Source organism: Kaistella polysaccharea (assembly GCF_020410745.1).
Taxonomy (GTDB): domain Bacteria; phylum Bacteroidota; class Bacteroidia; order Flavobacteriales; family Weeksellaceae; genus Kaistella; species Kaistella polysaccharea.
The window spans coordinates 2,573,620-2,599,547 of record NZ_CP084528.1; the positions used below are offsets into that span (position 1 = coordinate 2,573,620).

Sequence of the window (25,928 nt, forward strand, 5' to 3'; positions counted from 1 at the left end):
TGCGCGGTAGAATATTCTGCCTTAAAATTAGAAGAACGATAGAATTTATGCCGAACCAAAAGATTTTGTATGTCACCACAGAAATGTTCCCATATCAGGAAGATAGCAATATGGCGACTATGGTGAGTAAGATGGCGCTCAAAATGCATCAGGAAGGAAATGATGTAAGAGTGTTTATGCCAAGATTTGGCCAAATCAGCGAAAGAAAATTTCAGCTGCATGAAGTGATTCGTCTTTCTGGGATGAATATTATTATTAATGATTTAGATCAACCTTTAATTATAAAAGTTGCATCGTTGCCCGGTGAGAGATTGCAGGTGTATTTCATTGATAATGAGGAGTATTTTAAAAGAAAACAATTCTATATCGACGATGAAGGGAAAGCCTTCGAAGATAATGATGAGCGCGCCATATTTTTTGCCCGCGGTGTCATTGAAACGATTAAAAAACTAAACTGGGTTCCGGATGTTATTCACCTTAATGGCTGGATGGCTTCTTTTATTCCTGTTTATTTAAAGACTTTTTATAAAAACGATTCCTATTTCAACGATTCGAAAATTGTTCTATCAGTTTACAATGAGGAGAATTTACCACTAGCCGAATCCGTAGAAGAAAAAATGAAGTTCGACAATATTACAGGTCTTGCTGCGTTTAAGAATCCAAGTTTTCATAATTTCGTTATCGAAAGTATGAACTTAGTGGATGTTGTTATTAAAGGTGATGAGTTTTTGGAGGAAGATTTAGAAGCAGGTTTTGAAAAAACGACCGCAACAAAATCCGAATATCTCGAACCTGAATCTATCCTTAACTTGTACTAATCAATTTTTATTTAATGATAAGAAATATTCAAAAGATATTCAGAGCTGCTAGTGTTTTAGCGCTCGGAAGTGTAATTTTATGGAGTTGCGAACCAGATGCCGATCAGTTAGGTTCTCAGTTTTTTCAAAACGGTGCGCAAGCTACTGAGACGGCTTATCCGCTCATCGCATATACGGTAGATAATCATGATACCATTCGTACGGATGCAGCGCGTTTACTTAGTGCCACTTTGGGTGCTTTTAATGAGCCACAATTTGGACTGCAAAAATCTGATTATATAACTCAACTTAGGCTAAGTTCTCCCAATCCTGATTTTGGCGCTAATGCAATCTTGGATTCTGCGGTACTTGTTCTCAAGCCAACATATGCAATAGATTCTGTAACTACGACGACGGTAGAAGATTATATCTTTCCAGACGGTGCTGTTCCGGCGAAAAAAGTGGTAAACAATTATCCCATCACCAAATATGGAAAAACCAAAATTGGCGGTAACACTTTATTTAATATTAAAGTAGAGGAGGTTACTGAATTTTTGTTTTCCAGCACAGACCAAATCCGATCTAATAAAACGGTGTCTACAGGCGCACTTCTCGGTCAGAAAGTATTTGATGGTACAATCCGTTCTATAAAAGTGACCAAGGACACAGATAATTCTTTACTTTATGAAAGAACGCCTGCAATTCGAATTGACTTGGATAGTACTTTCTTCCAGAATAAAATTATAGCAAAAGGTAAATCTCCCGAACTTGCTGACGTTGCAACATTTATCAGATATATTAAAGGTATCAAAGTTTCCGTTGCAGAGAATGACGGTTATATTTTTAATTTTGATCCCAATGCGGTTGAAATTAACCTTTATTACAAAACAGATAAAGTTGATGGTACAACTACCACTAGAGCCCAAGGTGTTTATGTTTTAAACGGTGGTGCTGGTAATACTCATTTTAACCATATTGCAATTAATCGTGCCGGAACTCCATCTGCAGCAGTACTTTTAGTAAGTGATACAATTACGGGTGCTCCGAAAGTATACGCACAAGGAATGGGCGGACCAGGAATTGGATTAAAAATTCCTGAAGCTACAATTGCTACAGTGAGATCAATGTATGAAACAGATAAGATCGGAATTATTTCTGCGAAAATGAGAATCTATACAGATGTAGATTTGTGGAACAATAATTATAAAAAACCTGCGAGCTTTGTGGTTAAACAGAAAGTTAATAAAGTTGACTTAAATACCTTCTTGGAGGATATGAGCGCCTTATATACGACTGGAATTTATAGTCTCGTGAAAGCTTATGATCTTGAAAAAAATCCTGCTTATTATGATATCGGGATTACACAAACCTTCAAAAGCATTATAGAAAAAGGTGCACCGATCAACGGTCACTTTATCCTAAACGTGGGAACATATACCACAGACAGTGGTGGCAATTTAGTTGGCGCGAGCAATGCAAGTCAGGGTCCGCAAAACTTTACAACCAGAAGTTTTACGCCAAACAGAGCCGTTTTTGTAGGTACTGATCCAGGCAACGACAAAAGCGCAAAATTGATATTAACGTACGGAAAGAAATAGTAATTAAAAAATTTATAGAATATGTGTGGAATTGTAGGATATACTGGTTTTCAAGATGCATATGAAGTAGTCATCAATGGGCTGCGTCGTTTAGAATATAGAGGATATGACAGTGCAGGTATTGTATTGGATCGAGATAATGAATCATTTGAAGTTGCCAAGACTAAAGGTAAAGTTGATGATTTAGTTGCCATATCTAAAAACCTGGCTGGGAAGTCACATGTTGGTATGGGTCACACCCGTTGGGCTACTCACGGAGTACCAAGCGACAATAATTCGCATCCGCATCTTTCTAATAATGGTAAAATAGCTTTGGTTCATAATGGAATTATCGAAAATTATGATACCATTAAAAAAATGCTTACCGATAAAGGTTTTACATTTCAGTCAGAAACAGATACGGAAGTTTTAGTCAATCTTATTGAATACGTAATGGACGTAAACAAAGATTTTGACTTTGCAACGGCCGTACGATATGCTTTAAATGAAGTATACGGCGCTTATGCAATCACTGTTATGCATGATGATTTTCCAGGATTATTGGTTGTTGCAAGATTGGGTTCACCATTGGCGATTGGTTTAGGAACTAATGAATATTTTATTGCTTCCGATGCTTCCCCCTTTGTTGAATTTACGAAAGAAGCAGTTTATTTAGAGGAAGGACACATGGCTACGATTTCTTTGGAAAACGGAGTAGACATCAGAAATATTAAAGATAATGTGAAGATCACTCCAGAAGTTCAGCAGCTTAAATTAAGTTTAGAGCAAATTGAAAAAGGAGGATACGAGCATTTCATGTTGAAGGAAATTTTCGAGCAGCCTAAATCAATCCATGATACTTTAAGAGGAAGATTATTGGTAGAGGAAGGCATCATCAAAATGGCCGGAATCTGGGATAACTTAGAAAGATTAAACCAAGCTCAAAAAATCACCATTATCGCGTGTGGAACCTCCTGGCATGCTGGTCTTATTGGCGAGTATTTAATTGAAGAATTTGCCAGAATTCCTGTCGAAGTAGAATACGCTTCAGAATTCAGATACAGAAATCCAATCATTAGTGAAAAAGATATTGTAATTGCTATTTCCCAATCAGGTGAAACTGCCGATACAATGGCCGCCATTAAAATGGCTAAAGAGAAAGGTGCCTTCGTTTATGGAATTTGTAATGTCGTTGATTCTTCTATCTCAAGAGTTACTGATGCCGGCTCTTATACGCACGCTGGTCCGGAAATCGGAGTTGCTTCAACAAAAGCTTTTACTGCACAATTGACGGTTCTTTCTTTAATTGCTTTAAAATTAGGAAAACACAACGGTCACTTGAGCAATCAAGAGTTTATGCGTTTAATTACAGAGCTTGATGGACTTCCTAAGAAAGTGCAGGAAGTTTTAGAAACGACGAATGAAAAAGTAAAAGAAATTGCGAAAAACTTCGTAGATGCTCAAAATTTCCTTTATTTAGGTAGAGGTTATAATTTCCCTGCGGCATTAGAAGGAGCTTTAAAATTAAAAGAAATTTCTTACATCCACGCTGAAGGTTATCCAGCAGCAGAGATGAAACACGGACCAATTGCTTTGATTGATGAGAACATGCCGATTGTAATTATTGCACCTAAACAAGGTCATTATGATAAAATTGTGAGTAATGTTCAAGAGATCAAGGCAAGAAAAGGACAAGTTATTGCGTTAGTGAACAAAGGAGACACCCAAGTGGCTTCTGTTGCTGATTATGTTATTGAGTTCCCAGAGACGTCTGAATGCTTCTCTCCGATTATTGCATCTGTGCCACTTCAACTGCTATCTTACTATGTAGCAGTGTATCGCGGAGCAAATGTTGATCAGCCAAGGAACCTAGCAAAATCAGTAACTGTAGAGTAATAATTTACTGTTAACAAAATATTAACAATAATTTTGCGTTTTTGAAAAAAAAGCATAGTTGTTTTTCTAAAAAATTATATATTTACCGCTTAATTTCAATTATAGAATGAAAAGAGTACTTCTAATATTATTATCAGCATCCGTTGTTATGTCTTGCTCCAGAGGAGGAGGATCATCGGCAGGGAAGCCCGGATCAAAGGGTGAACTTATTGCTAAGAAAAGAGGAAAATCGTTCACTGCTGAACGTCCGCATGGCATGGTGGCAATTCCCGCTGGTTCATTTGTGATGGGATTAGCTGATCAAGATTTTACCAATACCCCAGAAAAAGCACCGCTTAAAACGGTAACGGTTTCATCTTTCTTTATGGATGAGACTGAAATTACCAATGGTCAGTATAAAGTCTTTGTTGATTACGTACGCGATTCTATTGCACGCTCTTTATTGGCTGAAGCAGCTGGTGATGGAAGCGGCGGTGGAAACGGAACATCAATTGCAGATTACGCGTACTCTTCAAAAAAAGCTGGTGATAACAAAAATGCCTATCAGGAATTTATGGAATCTCAAGGTGGTCGTGATGGCTACGATGAATCTAAAAAATTAGATTGGGACGTTCCGTTGAAGTGGAATACAAATGATTATCCCGATGCACAATATGCGGAGATCTTAGAATCGATGTATATTCCGCAGGCAGAAAGAATAAATAATGAAAGAATTATCGATACGCGCAAATTAAAATATGCTTTCCAATGGGAAGATATTTCACAAGCAGTAAAAGACAATTCCAGAGGGGCTAACTACCTGAAGAAAGAAAGTATCGCAGTATATCCCGACACAACCGTTTGGATTACTGATTTCAGTTACGCTTATAATGAGCCATTGTACGACGGCTATTTCTGGCACAAGTCCTATAAAGATTATCCAGTTGTAGGAGTTACGTGGGATCAGGCACGTGCTTTTTGTAACTTCCGTTCTAAATTAAAATCGGATTACAACGAATCTTTGAAAAAAAGAAAACAAAAACCTATGTCCTTTAGACTTCCTACGGAAGCGGAATGGGAATATGCAGCTCGTGGTGGAAAAGAAAATGCAACTTACCCTTGGGGCGGTCCGTATTTACAAGATGACAGAGGTTGCTACCTGGCCAACTTTAAACCGAAACGTGGTAATTATTTAGAAGACGAAAAGAAAGGATACACTTATACAGCACCAGTTAAAACTTTTCCAAGAAATGGATTTGGTTTATATGATATGGCTGGAAACGTTGCAGAATGGACAGAGTCACCTTATAACAACTCTACATACCAGTTCGCATCAACTTTAAATCCATATTTATCAGGTCAGGCTGCTAAAGAACCAAGAAAATCTGTAAGAGGAGGATCGTGGAAAGATGTAGGTTATTTACTGATGACTGGTTACAGAGACTACGAAAGAAAAGATTCTGCAAGAAGTTTCATCGGATTCCGAACAGTTCAGGATATTCCTGAAGGATCTGTAAAATTCAAAAAAAGAACAAAATAAGACATTAAAAAAAATATTAAAAAAACTAAACTTTACACCACATGTTTAAAACTAAAGAAGCAACGTACAATTTCATCTACTCCATAGGAGCAGCAATCGTAATCCTTGGAGCACTATTCAAGATGACTCACTGGAGCATAGGTCCTCTTACTGGAAACGTAACATTAGCAATCGGTTTGATTACTGAAGCTATCATCTTTACCATCTTTGCATTTGATGCACCAAAATCTGAAGAATCTTACGCTTGGGAAAATGTATATCCGGAATTATTGGATTCTGATGCATCTCCAAATCCAAAACATTCAACTTTCGGAATTCAGGCTGCTGAAGTAAAAGAACTAGAAGTTTCTTTATCTGATAAATTAGATAAAATGTTGGCTGATGCTAAATTAGATGTTGGTTTATTTGACCGATTAAGAACTGGAATCGATAAATTTTCAGCTTCTGTAGATCAAATTAACCAAACGGTTGACGTTACAGCTTCTACTCAAAAATACAACGATCAGTTGTTGTTGGCTTCAAGTCACCTAGAAAGTATGAACGCATTATACGCACTTCAGTTAGAGCATGGAAAAGAACAAACTGAATACAGCAAAAAATATATTGCAGATATGCAGGAATCTGCGCAACATTCAGTTAAATTTAATGAAGAATTATCTGGATTAACCTCTAACCTTAATAATCTTAACAGAGTATACGGCGGAATGCTTAGCGCGATGAAATCATAATTTCCTTACCATTATCATTTAAAATTTATATTTATCAACAAAATTTACTAAAAAATGGCACAAGGAAAACAGACTCCTCGTCAAAAGATGATCAACTTGATGTACTTGGTCTTTATCGCAATGCTTGCGATGCAGATTGATCAAGAAATCATCCGATCATACAAAGATACCACCGGCTCTCTGGAAGAAACCAGAGCCCTAACCGAAAATAATAACTCAATATTCAAGCAAACTTTAGAAGCTAAAGCCAAAAATACGCCTGATACCTTCGAAGCTCCTTTAGAAAGATACAAAGGATTAGAAGAGAAAGCAGATGATTTGGTTAAATCTATTGAAGGTTTAAAAATCCAACTTAGTAAAGAAGCTGAGTACGATCAATCACTAGAAATTCAGGAAAGTTTTGCTTCGCTTAACAATACTGAACCTTCTACAAACATTTTCTTTGAAAATGGAGATGAAAATAAAGTTTCAAAAAATGCGACTGCTTTAAAAGCTAAAATTGAAGCTTTCAAAAAGTATATCAACGATAATTTCGCTTCAAATAATTTGATGAAAGCGATGGTTGCCAGAACAAACAAACAGATGATCACTGAATTTGACAAACCTAGAAATGGCAAAAACTGGTTACAATATAAATTTTACAATCAGCCTCTTATTGCGGCGCTGTCAAATTTAGAAGTAATACAGTCATCAGCTCGAGGGATTCAAGGTGATGCTCTTTCTGTCATGCTTCAGGAAAAAGTGGATGCTGATATTAAATTTGATGCGTACTCCGCTATTGTTTCCGCACCTGCAACCGTAGTTCAGGGTGAATCTGCACAAGGAAAAGTTGCAATCGGTAACTACTCTAGTAACGTTCCGGGATTATCAATGCCAGGCCTGACTGTTACGAATGGACAAGGAGTTCGTAATTTAGATACTGGAGGTTTAGGAGAAAAATCCTTCAGTGGAAAAATATCTTTCACCGATGTGAATGGAAAAGTAATTGAATTACCTTATAACCACACCTATAAAGTAGTATCTGGAGCTCAGGAATTAAAAGCTCAGAAAGGTGCAATTCTTACTGCTGATAAAATGAATGTTCTTTACAGAGGATTACCAAATCCAATCTCCGGATCTATTCTTGGTGCTGATATGGCAGGGATTTCCCTTTCAGCGTCTGGAGCATCTGTAAAAGGAGGAGGTGGTAAATGGACGGTAACTCCGGGAGGAGGAAGCACTGTAAACCTGACTATTTCTGGACGTGATCCAAAAGGTGGTACAATTTCCCAGTCATTCCCTTTCCGTATTAAAAATGTACCGCCGCCAGTTGGAGAAATACAAGGAAGATCGGTTGTTTCGATGCCTGCATCGTCAATTCCGAATCAAAGAGTAACGGCAGATATGCCTGATTTCGATTTCCCTGTAAGTTTTACGGTAAACAGTTTTATGTTTAAAGTTCCTGGTAAAGCAGCAATGTTAGTAAATGGAAACTCAATGAGTTCTGTAGCCAGTTTAACTAAGAATCTTAGAAATGGAGATATCGCGTATGTCTTTAATATTCAAGCTACTGCAAGTGGACTTGGTGGTCAGGCTTTAAAACAGATTCCACCTGTTGTAATAAATGTACAGTAATTACGTTACAGATATTATAGCTGATAAAATTTTAAAAATTTTCGAATGAAAAAAATAATATTCGTATTAGTGGCATGCAGCTTTATTACTGCTGGTGCACAGACGAAGAAAAAGACTAAACGTAAAACAACACCTAAAACTGCAGTGGTAGCCGAACCTGTAGTTGAAGAGCCTGCAGCAGAAATTCCTGTTGAACCAGCTCCAACTCCAGAAGAAGTGCCCTCGTCTATGTCTATTTTAAATGCAAAATCCCCCGAGGCTTTCCGAAAGTACCGTGATTTACATTTAATTAAGCAAGGTGATTCTGTAGTTTCCAACAAAATCGTACCTCTTAAATATGGCTTTATTGAAGATAAAGACATTTTGAAAAGTATGGTGGTTTGGGAGATCATTGATATGAACGACAAAATTAATCAGCCTTTCTATCACAATGGAGATGGATTGATTTCTAATAACCGTTCTCTCTATCAGCTTTTGTTTGATGCCATTAATGATGGTAGAATTACAGAAGTTTATGATGATGAACTATTCATGACTCGCTTAAGTCCTGACGCAATTCAATCTCGTATTAAAAATGCGGTAATGAGTGATGCAGGTATTGATCGTTTAAATGAAACTGGAAAATTAACTGAAGACGAAAAAAAGGAATTCACCAATGTTTATGAAACCAAAACTGAAAATGTAAAGGTTTTAAAAATTAAAGGAATGTGGTATATTGACCGTCGAGACAGTCAGATGAAATACCGTCTTTTAGGAATTGCTGCAATGGGTCAGGATCCTGCTACAATGGGGCAATACGGACCAGATGGTCAGCCATTGGCCTCCAGAGATGAGCTTATCGATTTGTTCTGGGTGTATTATCCAGACGCGCGGGAAGTACTTGCAAACGCTGTAGTTTTCAACAATAAAAACTTGGCTTCCGATATTACTTTTGATGATTTGCTAAACGCACGACGTTTTTCAACCGTCATCTATAAATCAGATAATGGTTTAGGTAATGGTGTGATCAAAGATTATATTCCAAATGACGCCGATGGACAGTTGGAAGAAAGCGAAAGAATTAAAGCGCAAATCCTTCAAATGGAAAGCGATATGTGGAATTACTAATATTCTTCCTTAAATATTTAAAACCTGAGTACATTTACTCAGGTTTTTTTCATGCTTTTTCGTAAATTAAAAATTCATTTATAAAACAAAAAATAGTGAAAAAGGTTGATTATATTATTGTGGGTGATGGCTATGCAGCTCTATTTTTTGCACATCAACTTATTAAACATCAAAAATCTTTTGTTCTATTTTCCGCTATGGAAAAAAGTGCCTCTCAAATTTCAGCAGGCGTTGTAAATCCATTGGTTTTAAAAAAGTTTACCACTTTTTGGTTGGCAGCAGAACAGATTGAGTTTCTTACGAAAACATTAGCGGAAATTGAAAAGTATACCGGCCATAATTATTTAATTTCAGAAAATATTCACCGAATTTTCCACGATGAAAAGGAAAAGGAGCTCTGGCTTTCGAAATCAGAGACCGAAGAATTAAGTCAATTTCTAAATGATGATTTTGAGAATCTGGAAAACATTATAAATCCGTTCGGAACAGGTTCTGTAAATAAATCAGCACGATTAAATGTAGATGCATTTTTTGGCGATTTCCGAAACTACTTTCAACAAAATGAGCATTTAATTCAAGAAAAGTTTGACTACTCCCAAATTTCTGTCAAAAGATATAAAGATTTTACTTTCAAAAATATTGTGTTCTGCGAGGGCATGGGCGTCACCCAAAATCCTTTCTTTTGCCATATTCCCCTAATTCCAAATAAAGGACATCACTTGAAAGTAAAACTTTCAGCCAAAATAAATAATCAGTATACCATAAAGAAAAAACATTTTCTCTTTCCGCTTAATGACGAGTTGCATTACTACGGCGGAACCTATGACCCGAATGAACGTGATAATGAAGTTGATGATTTTGCAACGCAACAACTTAAAGATGGACTTTCAGAATTTTACCCACATCAATTTGAAGTGGTAGAAGTAAATTATGGTTTTCGACCAACGGTGAAAGACCGTCGCCCCATCTTAGGAAATCACGCCGAACATTCTGACTATTTTATTTTTAATGGTTTGGGTGCTCGTGGAATTCTAAATGGGTGTTACTTTTCCGAGGAACTGTTTCAGCATATAGAAAATGGCAAAGAGTTAATGAAGGAAGTTGATTTGAAGCGTTTTGAAAATCCTAAATTCATTAGGTTTTAAGTAATTTAAAACAATATTGAAGTTTTCAAGACTACGCTTGTATTTTGGTTATAGTAAATTTCATTTATAAATTCTGCTTGTTGGCTGAATGTTTGTTCCTGTTTTTCGTCTTGTAAGATTATATCACAATACAGTGATTCTTTAAATTAAATGCACTTCGCATTATACTAAGCTTCTTGCTTCATCTTACAAACCCTTTTAATTATTGTAAAAGGGACTTAACACATTAAGAAGATAAATAATATGGAAACTAAAAATTTAATTCAAAAAGCCATTGATACCGTCAGAGTTTTATCCGCCGATGCAGTGCAGAAAGCCAATTCCGGACATCCTGGAACTCCGATGGCTTTAGCTCCCTTAGGTCATGTTTTATGGTCGGAAGTCATGAAGTATAATCCGAAAAATCCCGAGTGGATTAATCGAGATCGTTTTATTCTCTCCTGTGGGCATGCTTGTATGTTGCAATACAGTTTTTTGCATTTGACGGGTTATGCACTTACCCTTGATGATATTAAAAATTTCCGTCAACTTCACAGCATTACTCCTGGTCATCCGGAATATGGATTAACTCCCGGAATTGAAGTGACGACTGGACCTTTAGGGCAAGGTTTTGCAAACGGAGTCGGAATGGCAATCGCTCAGCAATATATGGCGAAACGTTACAACCAACCCGATTTTAATATTTTCGATTATCATATTTATGCAATTTGTAGCGACGGTGATTTAATGGAAGGAGTTTCCGCAGAAGCAGCTTCTTTAGCAGGTCATCTCGGCTTGGGAAATATGATTTATTTCTACGACAGCAATCATATTACCATTGAAGGCGATACTGATATAACTTTTGAAGAAGATGTTTCCAAAAGATTTGAAGCTTACGGATGGCATGTTCAAAACCTTCCCGATATTAACGATTTAGAAGCACTGAATGCCGCCATTAAAAATGCGAAGGATGAAATAAACCGTCCTTCCTTAATAAAAGTTCGAAGTATTATCGGCTACGGAAGTCCGAATAAAGAAGATACCGCCGCGGCTCACGGTTCGCCACTGGGAAAAGATGAAGTGCGCTTGGTGAAAGAAAATTTCGGCTTTGATCCGGATAAAAGTTTTATCATTCCCGAAGAGGTTGCCGATTTTTACAAGAAAGCAGGAGAGAAAGCCGCGAAGAACGAAACTGACTGGAACGAGCTCTATAAAAATTATAAAGAACGCCATCCAGATTTAGCCAAAGAATATGAAGAGATCAGTTCTGGAAAATTACCGGAAGGTTGGCAGAAAAAACTTCCTGTGTTTGAAGCTGGAGAAGATTTGGCTACCAGAAAAGCTTCCGGAAAAACATTGAATGCCATCGCAGAATATTTTCCACAACTTATTGGTGGTTCTGCGGATTTAGCACCTTCTACAGATACTCATCTTGATGATTACAAATCATTCTCTCCAAAACATCGTGATGGAAGAAATTTCCACTTTGGAATCCGGGAACATGCAATGGGTGCGGTTTTGAACGGAATGGCTCTCAGTAATTATCTAATTCCTTACGGCGCAACATTTTTAATTTTTTCTGATTATATGCGTCCGCCACTTCGATTGGCATCCATTATGAAAATCCGGCCGATCATGGTTTATACGCATGACAGCATTGGTTTGGGAGAAGACGGAACTACGCATCAACCGATCGAACAACTGATTGGATTACGCACCGTTCCCAACATGACAGTCATTCGTCCCGCCGATGCAAATGAAACGGCTCAAGCTTGGCGCGTTGCCATCGAACACAAAGATGGTCCAGTTTGCATTGTTTTAACTCGACAGGGAATTCCGATCATCGACCAGAAAAAATACGCGAGTGCAAAAAATTTGGAAAAAGGCGCCTACATTCTTTCAGATTCAGAGGGAGAACCAGATGTAATACTCATCGCAACAGGTTCAGAAGTTCACCTAATTATGCAAGCGCAGGACGAACTCAAAAAAGAAAATATCAATGCAAGAGTTGTAAGCATGCCATGTTGGAATCTATTCGACCAGCAAAGCACAGAATATCGAGAAAAAGTTTTTCCGAAAAAAATTAGGAAACGTTTGGCGATAGAAGCTGGTTCTCCTGTTGGCTGGCTGAAATATATAACCGATGATGGAGATGTTATCGGAATAGAAAAATTTGGTGAGTCCGCACCAGCTGAACAAATATTCGAGGAGTACGGATTCACTGTAGAAAATGTCGTGAAAAGCGCACGGAATTTGCTTTTAAAGAACGACTAAAGTCTATTTTCCAGCTCTTTTCCTTATCATTTCTAACGAATTTAAATAAAATAAATGTCCAACGAAACGCTTAAAATAGGAATTTGTGCTGACCACGGCGGTTTCGAGCTTAAAGAAAGAATAATTTCTTTTTTAAAGGATAATAATTTCCAACCCGTTGATTTTGGCGCAAAGGAACTAGATAATGCTGATGATTTTCCTGATTATGTAATTCCACTTGCGAAAGCTGTTGCAGCCGAAGAAGTTTTCCGCGGAATTGCAATTTGCGGAAGTGGAGTCGGAGCCTGTGTTGCCGCAAACAAGGTTTCTGGCGTAAGAGCAGCATTAATTACCGATTATTTTTCTGCGCATCAAGGTGTGGAAGATGATGACATGAATTTGATCTGTCTTGGTGGTCGAGTAACGGGATACGCAAGTGCGGAGGAATTAGTTCTGACATTTCTAAATGCCAAATTTATCGGAGCAGAAAGACATTTGCGGCGACTCAATAAAATTCAAAATTTGGAATAGCATCTTTAAAAAGTTTGAGTCTTTATCAAATTGACCTTGAGAATTATTAATCTTTAAAACAAAAAAAATGAATCCATTAAATAAAATAAGAAACTTAGGACAAAGTATTTGGCTCGATTTACTAGACCGCGAAATTATGACGTCGGGCAAATTGCAAAGTCTCATCGATAATGATGACCTGCGCGGATTGACCTCCAATCCTTCCATTTTTGAAAAAGCCATCAGTGGAAGTTCAGATTATGATGAAGATATTGTAAAACTGGCGCAAAAAGAAACTGATAATTCAGCAATATTTTTCGATCTGGCCATTGACGATATTCAAAAAGCTGCAGATATTTTCAAACCAGTTTATGATAGTACCGGGGGCAAAGATGGTTTTGTAAGTTTAGAAGTTTCCCCTTATTTGGCGAGAGATACCGACGGAACCATCGAACAGGCGAGAGAACTTTGGAAAAGAGTCGGCCGTAAAAATGTGATGATCAAAATTCCTGGAACTAAAGAAGGTTTAATCGCAATCCGCGAATGTTTGCGAGAAGGAATTAACATTAATGTCACTTTGCTTTTCGGACTTCCACGTTATCGGGAAATTACCGAAGCTTTTATGGGTGGGCTTGAAGATCGATTGGCAGAAGGTAACTCAATAAAAGATGTCGCTTCAGTAGCGAGTTTTTTTCTCAGTAGAATAGATGTCATGGTTGATCCAATGCTAAAGGAAAATGGCGCAGATGATTTAGTTGGAAAAGTCGCAATCGCATCTGCGAAAAAAGCATATCAAATTTATCAGGAGATGATTGAAAGCGATCGCTTTAAAAAATTGGAAGAAAGCGGCGCCCAAAGACAACGCGTTCTTTATGCAAGTACAGGTACAAAAGATCCGTCCTTCAGCGATGTGCTTTATGTGGAAAGCATCATCGGAAAAGACACCATCAATACTTTGCCTATAGAAACTATCGATGCTTTCCGCGATCATGGAAATGCCGAAGAAACTTTGACAACCAATATCGACGAAGCAAATAATACGATGGACGAATTAAAAGAAAAAGGAATCGATATCGATAAAATTACGCAGAAACTTGAAAATGAAGGAATTGAAAAATTCAATCAGGCTTATGAAAAATTGATCAAAAGTATCGACAGTCAAAGACGAAAACTATAATCCATGAACGATTTTGATACTTCAAAAATTAAGGTGGTCTTCATGGATATCGGCGGAGTTTTATTAACCAATGGTTGGGATCATGAGTCAAGGGAAAAGGCGGCGGAAGTTTTTAGCTTTGATTATACCGAAATGAATATCCTTCATAATTTCATTTACAACGTTTTTGAAATCGGCAGTATTTCCTTGGATGAATATTTAGATACCATTTTATTTAATCAACCACGAGATTTTTTGAAAGAGGATTTTAAACAATTTATGTTTGACCAATCTGTCGAATTGCCTCAATTTCTTAACTGGTCGAAATCTTGGAAAAAACAAACTGATTTAGCAGTGTTCGCGCTCAGTAATGAAAATAATGAACTCAACGATTACCGAATTAAGAAATTTAAATTGCACGATCTTTTCGATGGATTTTTCTCCTCCTGTTATTTAGGGATGCGAAAACCAGATCCCAGAATTTATAAAAGGGCCATGGAAATCGCGCAGGTTGAACCCGATGAATGTATTTATCTCGATGACCGACCGATGTTGGTTCAAGTCGCGAAGAAATTGGGAATGAACAGTATTCTTCACCAGGATTTTGAAACATCAAAAAATATTTTAGAAAACTTTATAAGAAATTAATATCATGAACGAAAATAGAAATCAAAACGCTTTTGGAATGATCGGTTTAGGAACAATGGGTTCCAACCTTTTACAAAATATTGCAGACCACGGATATGCTTGCGCAGGTTATGATAACAATGCGAAAACGGTCCAAAAACTTAATGATCTAAAAAATGAGAATATCCATGGGTTTTCTGATTTGAAAGAATTTACGAATAGTCTTAAAAGTCCAAAAGTTGTCATGATGTTGGTTCCTGCAGGCGAAATTGTGGACAGCGTGATTAAAGAATTATTGACCGTTTTAGATAAAGGTGACATCATCATCGATGGTGGAAATTCACATTTTACAGATACAGAAAGACGTTATTTAGAATTGGAAAAACAAGGTTATCATTTTGTCGGAATGGGTGTCTCCGGCGGTGAAGAAGGCGCTCGAAGAGGTCCGAGTATGATGCCGGGTGGAGATAAAGAAGCTTACGAAATTATAAAACCGATTCTCGAAAAAATTGCAGCTCACGTAAATGGCGAACCGACGGTTGCTTTTATGGGAGAACGTTCTGCGGGTCATTTTGTAAAAATGGTTCATAACGGAATTGAATATGCGATCATGCAATTGCTTTCTGAGTCTTATGAAATCATGAAGAGAGGTCTTCAAATGGAAAATAATGAAATTCATGAAGTCTTTCAGAAATGGAATAAAGGAAGATTAAAATCCTATTTAGTAGAAATTACCAGTGATATTTTTGCTTATAAAAATGAGGGAGAAACAGACCTTTTGTTAGACAGTATTCGCGATCAGGCGAAAGCAAAAGGTACCGGAAAATGGACTTCTCAGGCGGCGATGGATTTACATCTTCCAACGCCAATTATAGATATCGCCGTTTCTATGCGCGATTTATCCAGCTTAAAAGAGTTACGGGTGGAAGCTTCTAAAATATATCCGGATTCTACTGAAATGCCTTACAATACCAACAATGAAAAGTACTGCATTGAATTAGAAAAAGCCTTTTATTTTGCCATGGTTTCTGCGTATGCACAGGGAATGCATTTGTTATATTCAGCAAATCAGGAATTTAAATACAATCTAAATTTAGATATTATTGCAAAAATATGGCGCGGTGGCTGTATTATTAGGTCTGAATTTTTGGAGGATATTTACGCTGCTTTTAATAAAAATCCGAATCTGAAACATTTGATGCTAGATGGTAAAGTCGCAGAAAGCCTTAGAAAAAGTATACCTGCAACTCGTTCTGTAATATCAGATGCCACACTTCACGGAATTTCGACACCGGCATTTTCTGCATCACTTACGTATTTTGATAATTTCAGAAACGAAAATATGCCGACCAATCTCATACAAGCTCAACGTGACTATTTCGGTTCGCATACTTATGAACTCAAAGCGAAAGAAGGCGTTTTCCACACCAAATGGGTCATGGAAAATATTAAAGAATAATCTGTTTATAATTTTCCACTTTATAAAAATTAACTCATGCTAAAGACTTTAAATAAAAAATCAGATCCTACTATTTTCATTATTTTCGGTGGAACGGGCGATCTCACGAAGCGCAAAATAATGCCTGCGCTTTATAACCTTTTTCTAGCAGGTTATTTGCCAGTCAATTTTGCGATTATCGGAACTTCATCAAGTAAAATGACCGATGAAAAGTACAGTAATGAATTACTTGATGCAGTAAACGAGTTTTCTAGAAATGGAAAAACCAAAAAAGAAGACTGGACAAAATTTGCTTCTCATATTGGTTTTCAGGATGCTGATATCACGGACCCTAACGCATTTAAACCCTTTGGAAAACTGATTGAAAAATATAAAAAGGAGTGGAAGGAAACGCCGTCAATTATTTACTATTGTGCGGTCGCACCTCATTTTTTCTGTACGATTGCGGAGAATATTACGAAAGCTAAACTTGAAAACGATCTCGATACAACTAGAATAATTATTGAAAAACCGTTCGGGACTGATTTAGGATCTGCACAGGAACTCAATAAAAAATTGCTCAGTATTTTTGATGAAAAGCAGATTTACCGTATCGATCATTATTTGGGTAAAGAAGTAGTACAAAATATCATGGCTTTCCGTTTTGCCAATTCGATTATGGAGCCCCTTTGGAATCGAAATCATGTGGAGCACGTGCAAATATCGGTAACAGAGCAAATTGGGATTGGCAGCAGAGGTAAATATTTTGAAGGTGCCGGTATTCTGCGGGATATGATTCAAAATCATCTTCTACAATTGTTATGCATCATCGCTATGGAACCGCCAACCAACTTTAATGCAGACGAAGTACGTGACCGAAAAGTGGATGTGCTAAAAGCAATGAGAAAAATTGAAACGGGCAAAATTGAAAGTATGTCTGCGCGGGGACAATACAGCTCTGGATGGATCGAAGGCAAAGAAGTTTTAGGTTATCGGGAAGAAGAGAATGTGGATCCAGATTCTAATACAGAAACTTATGCAGCCATGAAACTTCATATTGATAATTGGCGTTGGCAAGGTGTTCCTTTTTATTTGCGAACAGGGAAACGTCTTTTTAAATCTGCTTCCATTATTACAATTCAATTTAAAGAAATTCCGCACAATATTTTTGTGTCAGAAGAGTCGGGCGCACCGAAGCAAAATAGATTGGTCATCAGCATTCAACCTGATATGGCCATTCGTTTTCAATTGCAGAGCAAAGTTCCGGGGTTGGAAATGAATTTAAATACCGTTGATGTCGTTTTCGATTATGCAGGAAATACGAAATCAGATTCTCCCGAAGCGTATGAAACGCTTTTACTGGATGCGATTACTGGAGATCAAACATTGTTTATGCGAGCCGATCAGGTAGAGGTGGCTTGGAAACTGATTATGCCAATTCTTAATTACTGGGAAAAAAATAAGGCACAAAATTTTCCAAATTATTCTGCAGATTCCTGGGGTCCCGAAAATGCAGAAGCCTTAATTGCAAAGGATGGTTATCATTGGTTTAATCTCCCTGATAAAAATAAAAAGGAATAAAATGAAAATAAATATTTACAAAACTCCAAATGAATTGAACCACGCCTTGGCGCAAACTATTTGTCATGCTTCTGAGTTAGCGATTAAAAAAAGGGGGCAGTTTAATTTGGTGCTTTCTGGCGGAAGTTCTCCACAGAACCTCTACAAATTATTGGCTTCAAAAGCCTATCACAACAAAATCGCCTGGAATAAAACCTATTTTTTCTTTGGCGACGAACGTTTTGTTGCAGAGAATGATCCTCAGCGAAATTCCCTCATGATAAAAGAAATTTTACTTGAACCTTTAAAAATTCCAAAATCCCATATTTTTAATATGGATACTACAGGAACTCCTGAAGAAACTGCGAAAAAATATGCTGAATTAATCGAATCACATTTCCGGAACAAACCGATTGAGTTTGATTTTAATCTTTTAGGTTTAGGAGATAATTCACATACGGCGTCACTTTTCCCGAATACTTCTGTTTTAAAAGAAACAGAGGCAACCATTAAATCAGTATTCGTCGAAGAAGTAGACATGTACAGAATCACGATGACCGCACCTTTAATTAATCAGAGCAGAAATATTGCATTTTTGGTTTTCGGAAAAGGAAAAGCAGATGCAGTATTTCATGTTTTAGAAGATCAGGCTGCATCAGCAATGAAATATCCGGCACGGTTAATTACAAAAGATGACAAGAAAGTTCAGTGGTTTTTAGATAGCGCTGCAGCTTCTCGATTGTAGATCAATCTTTTTGACAAAGAGTTCTGCTTCGATGATTTAATGCATAGTTCCCATCGCAGCATAATAAGCTGCACCCATTAGAGCGGTATGGTCATTAAGAACAATTTTTACAGGAATGGTTTTTAAGAGATTGTCCAATCGACCCACGTTGATAAAGTTTTTATAAAACTCTTTTTTATCAATTAAATCTAAAATCTTCGGAGCGATTCCGCCGCCAATGTAAATTCCACCAGTTGCTTTAGATTTTAAAGCAAGTTGTGCTGATTCTACGGCGAGATATTTCACGAATAATTTCAGCGTTTCAGCACATATTATATCATTGCGTTCTAAAGCTGCGGAAGATATAACTTTTGGTGCGTCTTCAATTTTAAACTTTTCTGTCAGCCAATCCGGTTCTTTTATCGCCCTGTACTTACGCAAAAATTTATAAATATTGTGAATGCCTTGACCAGAAAGGACTCTTTCCCAACTGATATGGTCAAATTTCAATCTTAAAAACTTCCAGAATTCCATATCCAAGTCGTCAGATGGACTGAAACTACAATGTCCACCTTCTGTCGCATAAGGATGGTAATGAGAACCGTCCCAATACATTATTGCTTCGCCGAGGCCTGTTCCAGGAGAAATTATTGCTGCATTTCCCTTTCCGCTCTCACCTTTTAACACCGTTTCAAATTCTGAATTCTTTAGCGCAGAAAGTCCGTATGCATTAGCTTGTAGATCATTAATTAAAAAAACCCGTTTAATGTTCAATTCGGATTCTAATTTTGAGGCATCGATTTCCCACTCAAAATTTACACCTTTCACCTTATTTCCCTCAACCACACCGGCGACGCCTAAACAAGCCGAATTAATCGTAGAAATTTTATCGCCGTGAAAAGTTTGAATCGCTTCGATGAAAGACTCGTGATCCGTCGTGGCAAAACGCTGGTTTTTAATCGAAACTAATTTTCCATCTTGTATTTGAAATAATGCAAGATCGGTTTTAGTTCCACCAACATCGCCTGCTAAAAAAATTCCAGATTCAGGCAAACTGTTTTTCCGGGACGGATAAGCCATGGGTAAAGTTGCAGCTGAAACATCAGGTAGGGATATTTTTATAGACTTTTCCATTTTTTAAGTGCTTTTGTTGTTAAGGATGCTTTGAAATAAATAGTCTGAGGAAACCTTACTTTGATTTCCTCAATCAGGATGTGCTCAGGACAAAACAATGATAATCTTTCTGTAGAAATTTAATAATTCCAGACGCAGCGGTTTTCATGTGTTCTAGAAGTTTCGACTCCTATTTTTTCCAGCCTGTTACAAATTTATTCCCAGAAGCTTTTTGGTTTTCACCAATTTTTTGAAAATGTTGTTCCATGATTTTATTATTTATGAAACAGATTGAAAACATTCAAAGGTACAACGTTCAAACAAATGGGAGTCAGTTGTTTATGATTTTTTTCCAAAATAGAAAAAAATGGAGTTTAAGATTTATACGTATATTAGATCACCAAAATTATTTATAAAAGAAATAGGCTTTAGATATAAGATCGTAGACATTAGATTGTAAAAATTCAAAATTAAAAAATTATAAATAGATATGGATACTTCAAAATTATTTGATTTAACAGGAAAGACAGCCATCGTTACAGGTGGTGCAGGTGGGATTGGAAAAGCATGTTGCGAAATGTTGGCAGCGTTCGGGGCTAACGTGGTCGTCTCAGATTATAATTTGGAAGCGGCAAAAGAAACTTCAAAATCAATTAATGATACTGGCGGAAAATCAATTGCGATTGATTGTAATGTCTTGGAAGACGACGCGCTCGTCAATTTAGTAGATAAAACGATTGAACATTTTAGCAGCATCGAAATTTTGGTCAACAATGTTGGTGGAGGAGGTGCCGGAAAAGAAAGTCCGTACGATATCGACGTTGCACAATTCAAAAAAGTGTTTGATATGAACGTTTTCAGTATGTGGAGACTGTGCCAGTTGGTTGCGCCACACATGGGGAAGGCGGGTTATGGCAGTATTATCAATATGTCATCAATGGCATCCATTAACAAAAGTCCAGCGATTAGTGCCTACGCTTCATCCAAAGCAGCGATCAATCACATGACCAGAAATTTGGCGTATGATTACGGTCCAGCCAATATTCGTGTCAATGCAATCGGACCTGGAGCAACGCGAACTGCTGCGTTAAGTACCGTCTTAACTCCAGAATTAGAAAAAGCAATGTTGAAACATACACCGATTCACAGATTAGGTGAGGCCGAAGATATTGCAGGAGTTGTTTTATATTTTGCTGCACCTATATCTAGTTGGACCAGTGGACAAGTTATTTTCATCAATGGAGGAGGAGAACAGACTTTGGATATGTGATATAAAATGGAAAGTTTTTTCGTAAGAACGACTCAATATCCAATATAAAAAGAGCAGGATTAACCGTCCTCTTTTTTAATAAAAAAGGCAGAAACCATAAGTTTCTGCCCTTAATGACTACTTCTTGAGATTGCAGTTGCAAACGGCAACCTATTTCCAGAAGTTTTAGTTATAGTATTTGATAATTATTGGCCAAAAGCATAGCGTGCTCCTCCAGGCTGGAAAATAGCTAACATTCTTGACTTCTGATCGTTAGAGAACATAAACATGGCTCTGTCATCTACATAATCCATGTAATCCATGGTCATCTCCACTGGCGTTCCTGCGCAGGTGCTGTAATGCGGATAGTTTGGCGCTCCATAATTGGCAGTATTATGTGAAGGTGTGTCTGCAACATAATCATTTCCACAAGTGGCGTCTCCCCAAATATGTCTCAAATTCATCCAGTGACCAACTTCATGCGTAGCAGTTCTTCCTAAATTATAAGGATAATTTGCTGTACCGGAAAGTCCAACATATTTTGAATCGATAACAACCCCGTCCGTTGCTGTACTTCCGCCAGGGAATTGTGCGTATCCTAGAATACCACCTCCTATAGTACAAACCCATAAATTTAATTTAGTGGTCGGAGAAGTTGGACTAATTCCTCCTCTTTTTGAGTTTTTCATGGTATCTCTTGTGCCCCAAGATGTTTTTGTGGTAGATTTTCGTACTACATCATCTAGTACAAACCTAATTCCTACATTGGCTTTAGTGGTAGAAAATATGGTAGGCACTTGATTGTAATCAGAATTTTGCGCATTGAAATCATTGTTTAGAACATCAATTTGCGATTGAATTTGAGCTTCAGAAATATTTTCCGCAGCGGTATTGTACAATACGTTTACTACTACTGGAATTTCAATGACGCCATTCACCAATCTACTAGCAAAACCCTCTTTAATCTGTTGCTGAGTAAAATTTTCGATCTCCATCATTTTGATGGCAAGTGCAGGATTTTCTTTAATCTGTTCTTTTAACACATCATCTGCCGCACAATTTCTTTTAACGAGACTCGAAGAAGTGGAAGAAAGATCTGCCACATTGTCTGCTGGAAGATCACGCTCGTTGGTACATCCAACAAGTGCTAAAGAGAAAAAAATCCCTGATAGAATGATTTTTGTTTTCATATATTTTTTTAAAAATTAATTTTGTAAATATATAATTATTTACAATATGTCGTTAATTAAATTTAATCTTTTTACAAAAGATGTTTTGAAACTACAATAATATAGTATGAAAAGTCCTTTTTCTATAAAATATTGATAAAATATAAAGTGTTATTAATAGGCGATTTCATTGAATATTTCTATATAAAAGAGGGTTATTGAAGCAAAAAATGAAAACTAATAATCAGAATAATATTTCAAAGCGACTTTTTTTAGTAGAACGGAGTTGCATTTTGAAAGATGTGTTAGATTTTGTTAAATTATAAAGAGTGTAATTATTTTAAGAAATGGCAGGTATCATCACTTTAGAAATAAAAGGAGAAAATAATGAAAGTATAGGAAATTTTTTTTCGCCGACGAAAAACTCAGGATGATAATAAAAAACGCCGAAAATTAAAATTTTTGCATTTTCCGAATGATCGTTTTTCTTCCGATTTATAAAGAGCAAAAAAAGAGAATTTCCATAAAATTGGAAATTCTCTTTTTTTTGATAAAAATTGATATTAGAAATTAATGGTTGACTTTTATACGCGCCCACATACTTCCATTCTTGGTCTTTGTTTGAATTAGTTTTCCTTCAGCGGTCACTTTTTCTAAGAGGGCTTCACTCTCAATTTTTGTCAAACCGGATAATTCCGCAAATTCTGTTTTTGTCAAAGTGGGATATTTTGCAAATAAAGAGGTCCATGAAGAATCGTATTCTTTTTTAACTGCTTTTGGAAAGGTTTTCAAAATGGCATTTTCATAATCCTGATACGGGCGGAAACCGTAAACAATTTCCTGATTATTTTGGCTGTCTGTAAAAAACAAGGTAGGAAAACCTCTCACCCTCATGTTTTGCGCTAGGGCTAAATCTGACTGAAACAGATCTTTCGCCCGGCTTTCGTAATCTTTTTTAAGTTTTATCGCATCCAGCCCATTTACCGTTGCGGCCTCACTCATGTGTTCCCACTTCGTAATATTTTTCTTTTCCAGAAAAACCATTTCTCTTAAAGTTCGCATAAAGGCAATCGCTTTGTCGTCATCCTGCATTTGCGCTGCCTTAAAAGCGATCGACGGCGGATAGGAAGAATTCAACGGATCTTCCAGCCACAGATCACCATCAATCGGCATATCATAATATTCACTTACTTCGTCCCAATGATGGGCCACATCAGAAGGTTTGCTGATGCCGCCACTGTTGTATTTCCAGTCTGGTAAAAGACCACCCATGCGGTAATCGATTTCAATTTGATCGCCGTATTCGAGTTTTAATTTTCGCAATTGAGGTTCAATTCCCCAACAGGAAGAACAGATCGGATCGGTAAAGTAAATGATTGTTACAGGCTTTGTTTGACTTAAAATGAATTCGGTTTCTGCAGAACCTTCTGCGGTTGGTATTTCACAAACCCCTGTTTCTGGATCACATAAGAGTGGATTATTAAATGTATTTTCCATAATTAAATTTTTTTGACAAGGACAATCGTTTGCTGTTAAAAATTTTAAAAGGAAAACAGCGTGGTTGATTTTATCAGGTTTAATATAGTAACTAACTTTGTTACACTTCCGTATAATATCTTTCGGTCCCAATCCGGGCAAGCACTTTTACACTCATAATCGATTAAGTTTTATTTTTTTGAATTATCAGGAAATAGGGTGAAAAAGAGTTGCTTTTTAAATTAGTTTTTTTTCAATCCTTTTGTCAGGGATCAACCACATTAGAGCGACTATAAAATAGAGACTGACACTGATTACCGGAAAGAAAAAGGATAACACGATTCCTGAAATATACAGAACCGTAGAAATAATTTCCTTTGTTTGATTTTTCATCGCCTGACCGATTTTTGAATTTTTCCCTTCCAGTTGAATCGAAATTTTAGATAGCACCGTCCAAGACAAGGCACACATTAAAAGATTAAAACCATAAAGCGCGACAGGATTTTTATCAAAATCATTCTCGCCCATCCAGGCACTCGTAAAGGGAATTAAGGATAAAAAGAAAAGCAGCATCAAATTACTCCACAAGGTTTTACCGTTCACTTTTTCTATGGCCTGAAACAAATGATGATGATTATTCCAGTAAATCGCCACATAAATAAAACTCATGATGTAAGACAAAAATTTGAAAATCAACGGTTTCAGGGTTTCAAAATCGGAACCTGTCGGAACTTTTAAATCCAGCACCATAATGGTGATGATAATGGCGATAACCCCGTCGCTGAAGGCTTCTAATCTTCCGGAATTCATGATAAACCTTTTTTAAAGTCGGAAATTTTCTGATCCAATTCCGCCTTGAACTCGGCGTTGAGGATTTCTGTGTTTTCAATATCAAAATTTTCTATAAATTTCGGTAATGAAAAAGTATCACGGATATCCGCGCCAAATTGTGGGAAGAATTTGTGAGCCGTCGCCATCACATTTCCACCTCCATAACCACCTGGAGAAGTTGACATCAACAACATCTGTTTATCATGAAAAACTTTTACATTAATTCTGGAAGCCCAGTCGAAAACATTTTTAAAAGCAGCGGTGTAACTGCGGTTGTGTTCGGCCATGGAGCAAATGATTGCATCACATTCTTCAATCGCTGTTAGGAACTGGTAAGCCTCCTGCGGATACCCATCTTTTTCGCGGTCCACCGAAAAAATCGGCATATCAAAATCTTTAAGATCCAAAAGATTGATGTCGTGTTCAGTAAACCGTTTCAGGACATATTTTACAAGTTCTTTGTTTCGTGAGGTCGAGGAGGAACTTCCTGCGAAGGCTAATATTTTCATAGATTTGGTTATAATAATTTACTTTTGGTGGCTTCGTCGTCTTTGTTACGATCATATATGGATCTTGGCAGCGGTACATATTCCTGATCATCTTCCGGGACTAATGGAAAGGCGACATGATTTTGCTCGTACCAGTTTTTCTTTGCTTTTTCGAGCATTTCTTTATCAGAATTCACAAAATTCCAGAACATAAAACGTTCTTCGGAAAATGGTTCGCCACCGAAAATATAAACGGAAGTTTCGCCCGTCGTCTCAAATTCACAAAGCGTTGCATTTTTCGCAATCAGCAATTGTTTCGTACCGAATTCCTGACCGTCAATTTTTACGGTTCCGTCCATCACATACATTCCGACTTCGCCAAAAAGATGTTCGCCAATATTTATTTTTTGCGCATTTTTAGTTTTAATTTCTAAAAAATATAACGGACTGTGCACGGGAACAGGCGATTTCTTACCAATAATTTCACCGGCGATCAGTTTATATTCAACACCGTTTTCCTCCCATTCCGGAATTTCAGATTTACCGATATGAAAAAAGGTGGGTTCGCTTTGTTCCAATTCTTTCGGAAGTCCGATCCAGATTTGAAAACCATGCAAAAACATAGACGATTCTCGCAAATATTCCGGAGTTCTTTCAGAATGAACGACTCCTTTTCCCGCCGTCATCCAGTTCACTTCCCCAGGTTTAATTTCGATGGCATTTCCCATACTGTCGCGGTGAAAGATCGATCCCGACAAAAGGTAGGTGAGCGTAGAAAGGCCGATATGCGGATGCGGCAGCACGTCGAGATTCTGATATTCTTTCAGACAGGTCGGTCCCATGTGATCAATAAACACAAAGGGTCCAACCGCTCTTTTTTCGCGGAACGGCAACAGTCTTCCAACTAAAAAATTGCCGATATCTGCCGCTTTTTCTTCTATAATAAGTCCTACGTTTGATTGCATTTTCTTT

General features: G+C 37.2%; 22 protein-coding genes. 16 read left to right on the top strand and 6 right to left on the bottom strand.

The window, feature by feature from the left end:
• Window positions 1-47 precede the first annotated feature (47 nt).
• The 15 genes from LC814_RS11940 to pgl all read left to right on the top strand — a co-directional run bounded on the left by LC814_RS11940 (window position 48) and on the right by pgl (window position 18,651).
• Window positions 48-818 (top strand): glycogen/starch synthase, encoded by a 771-nt coding sequence (locus LC814_RS11940; RefSeq protein ID WP_226064172.1) that lies wholly within the window; start codon window positions 48-50, stop codon window positions 816-818.
• 14 nt (window positions 819-832) lie between these two features.
• A complete protein-coding gene (locus tag LC814_RS11945) occupies window positions 833-2,395 on the top strand; it encodes a DUF4270 family protein (protein WP_226064173.1) in 1,563 nt (520 codons plus the stop codon).
• A gap of 21 nt (window positions 2,396-2,416) precedes the next feature.
• Complete coding sequence (glmS, locus tag LC814_RS11950) at window positions 2,417-4,270, top strand: glutamine--fructose-6-phosphate transaminase (isomerizing) (RefSeq protein ID WP_226064174.1); 1,854 nt, start codon at window positions 2,417-2,419, stop codon at window positions 4,268-4,270.
• A gap of 106 nt (window positions 4,271-4,376) precedes the next feature.
• The gene (gene porK / locus LC814_RS11955) at window positions 4,377-5,789 is read left to right on the top strand and encodes a T9SS ring complex lipoprotein PorK/GldK (RefSeq protein WP_226064175.1); all 1,413 of its coding nucleotides are present in this window, start codon (window positions 4,377-4,379) and stop codon (window positions 5,787-5,789) included.
• Between the two features lie 41 nt (window positions 5,790-5,830).
• Window positions 5,831-6,517, top strand: a complete 687-nt coding sequence (porL, locus tag LC814_RS11960) for a type IX secretion system motor protein PorL/GldL (protein WP_226064177.1) — start codon at window positions 5,831-5,833, stop codon at window positions 6,515-6,517.
• Window positions 6,518-6,571: 54 nt separating this feature from the next.
• A complete protein-coding gene (gene porM / locus LC814_RS11965; RefSeq protein ID WP_226064178.1) occupies window positions 6,572-8,131 on the top strand; it encodes a type IX secretion system motor protein PorM/GldM in 1,560 nt (519 codons plus the stop codon).
• Between the two features lie 228 nt (window positions 8,132-8,359).
• The gene (porN, locus tag LC814_RS11970) at window positions 8,360-9,238 is read left to right on the top strand and encodes a type IX secretion system ring subunit PorN/GldN (protein WP_226065824.1); all 879 of its coding nucleotides are present in this window, start codon (window positions 8,360-8,362) and stop codon (window positions 9,236-9,238) included.
• Between the two features lie 95 nt (window positions 9,239-9,333).
• Window positions 9,334-10,383, top strand: coding sequence for an NAD(P)/FAD-dependent oxidoreductase (locus tag LC814_RS11975; protein ID WP_226064181.1), 1,050 nt, complete (start codon window positions 9,334-9,336; stop codon window positions 10,381-10,383).
• 243 nt (window positions 10,384-10,626) lie between these two features.
• Window positions 10,627-12,636 (top strand): transketolase, encoded by a 2,010-nt coding sequence (gene tkt / locus LC814_RS11980; protein WP_226064183.1) that lies wholly within the window; start codon window positions 10,627-10,629, stop codon window positions 12,634-12,636.
• Window positions 12,637-12,690: 54 nt separating this feature from the next.
• A complete protein-coding gene (locus LC814_RS11985; RefSeq protein WP_226064184.1) occupies window positions 12,691-13,146 on the top strand; it encodes an RpiB/LacA/LacB family sugar-phosphate isomerase in 456 nt (151 codons plus the stop codon).
• 67 nt (window positions 13,147-13,213) lie between these two features.
• Window positions 13,214-14,302 (top strand): transaldolase, encoded by a 1,089-nt coding sequence (gene tal, locus LC814_RS11990; RefSeq protein ID WP_226064186.1) that lies wholly within the window; start codon window positions 13,214-13,216, stop codon window positions 14,300-14,302.
• Window positions 14,303-14,305: 3 nt separating this feature from the next.
• On the top strand, window positions 14,306-14,929 hold the full coding sequence (locus LC814_RS11995) for an HAD family hydrolase (RefSeq protein ID WP_226064188.1): 624 nt from the start codon (window positions 14,306-14,308) through the stop codon (window positions 14,927-14,929).
• A 4-nt stretch (window positions 14,930-14,933) separates the two neighbouring features.
• A complete protein-coding gene (gnd, locus tag LC814_RS12000) occupies window positions 14,934-16,367 on the top strand; it encodes an NADP-dependent phosphogluconate dehydrogenase (protein ID WP_226064190.1) in 1,434 nt (477 codons plus the stop codon).
• A gap of 36 nt (window positions 16,368-16,403) precedes the next feature.
• The gene (gene zwf, locus LC814_RS12005; RefSeq protein ID WP_226064191.1) at window positions 16,404-17,927 is read left to right on the top strand and encodes a glucose-6-phosphate dehydrogenase; all 1,524 of its coding nucleotides are present in this window, start codon (window positions 16,404-16,406) and stop codon (window positions 17,925-17,927) included.
• Between the two features lies 1 nt (window position 17,928).
• Window positions 17,929-18,651: a 6-phosphogluconolactonase gene (gene pgl / locus LC814_RS12010; protein WP_226064192.1), complete on the top strand. Its 723-nt coding sequence runs from the start codon at window positions 17,929-17,931 to the stop codon at window positions 18,649-18,651.
• Window positions 18,652-18,687: 36 nt separating this feature from the next.
• Here pgl and glk read toward each other — a convergent pair whose 3' ends face one another.
• The gene (gene glk / locus LC814_RS12015; RefSeq protein WP_226064193.1) at window positions 18,688-19,764 is read right to left on the bottom strand and encodes a glucokinase; all 1,077 of its coding nucleotides are present in this window, start codon (window positions 19,762-19,764) and stop codon (window positions 18,688-18,690) included.
• 469 nt (window positions 19,765-20,233) lie between these two features.
• Between glk and LC814_RS12020 the strand changes: the two genes are divergently transcribed.
• Window positions 20,234-21,013, top strand: coding sequence for a glucose 1-dehydrogenase (locus LC814_RS12020; protein WP_226064194.1), 780 nt, complete (start codon window positions 20,234-20,236; stop codon window positions 21,011-21,013).
• A gap of 185 nt (window positions 21,014-21,198) precedes the next feature.
• On the opposite strand, the gene LC814_RS12025 is transcribed toward LC814_RS12020, so the two are convergent.
• The 5 genes from LC814_RS12025 to LC814_RS12045 all read right to left on the bottom strand — a co-directional run bounded on the left by LC814_RS12025 (window position 21,199) and on the right by LC814_RS12045 (window position 25,921).
• On the bottom strand, window positions 21,199-22,182 hold the full coding sequence (locus tag LC814_RS12025) for a zinc metalloprotease (RefSeq protein WP_226064195.1): 984 nt from the start codon (window positions 22,180-22,182) through the stop codon (window positions 21,199-21,201).
• Window positions 22,183-22,731: 549 nt separating this feature from the next.
• Entirely contained in the window at window positions 22,732-23,658 is a 927-nt protein-coding gene (locus LC814_RS12030; RefSeq protein ID WP_226064196.1) for a ClpXP adapter SpxH family protein, read from the bottom strand.
• 216 nt (window positions 23,659-23,874) lie between these two features.
• On the bottom strand, window positions 23,875-24,447 hold the full coding sequence (locus tag LC814_RS12035; protein WP_226064197.1) for a TMEM175 family protein: 573 nt from the start codon (window positions 24,445-24,447) through the stop codon (window positions 23,875-23,877).
• Window positions 24,444-24,977, bottom strand: a complete 534-nt coding sequence (locus LC814_RS12040) for an NADPH-dependent FMN reductase (RefSeq protein WP_226064199.1) — start codon at window positions 24,975-24,977, stop codon at window positions 24,444-24,446. Before LC814_RS12040 ends, LC814_RS12035 begins: the two co-directional genes overlap by 4 nt.
• An 8-nt stretch (window positions 24,978-24,985) precedes the next feature.
• Window positions 24,986-25,921, bottom strand: coding sequence for a pirin family protein (locus tag LC814_RS12045; RefSeq protein ID WP_226064201.1), 936 nt, complete (start codon window positions 25,919-25,921; stop codon window positions 24,986-24,988).
• Window positions 25,922-25,928: the final 7 nt, after the last annotated feature.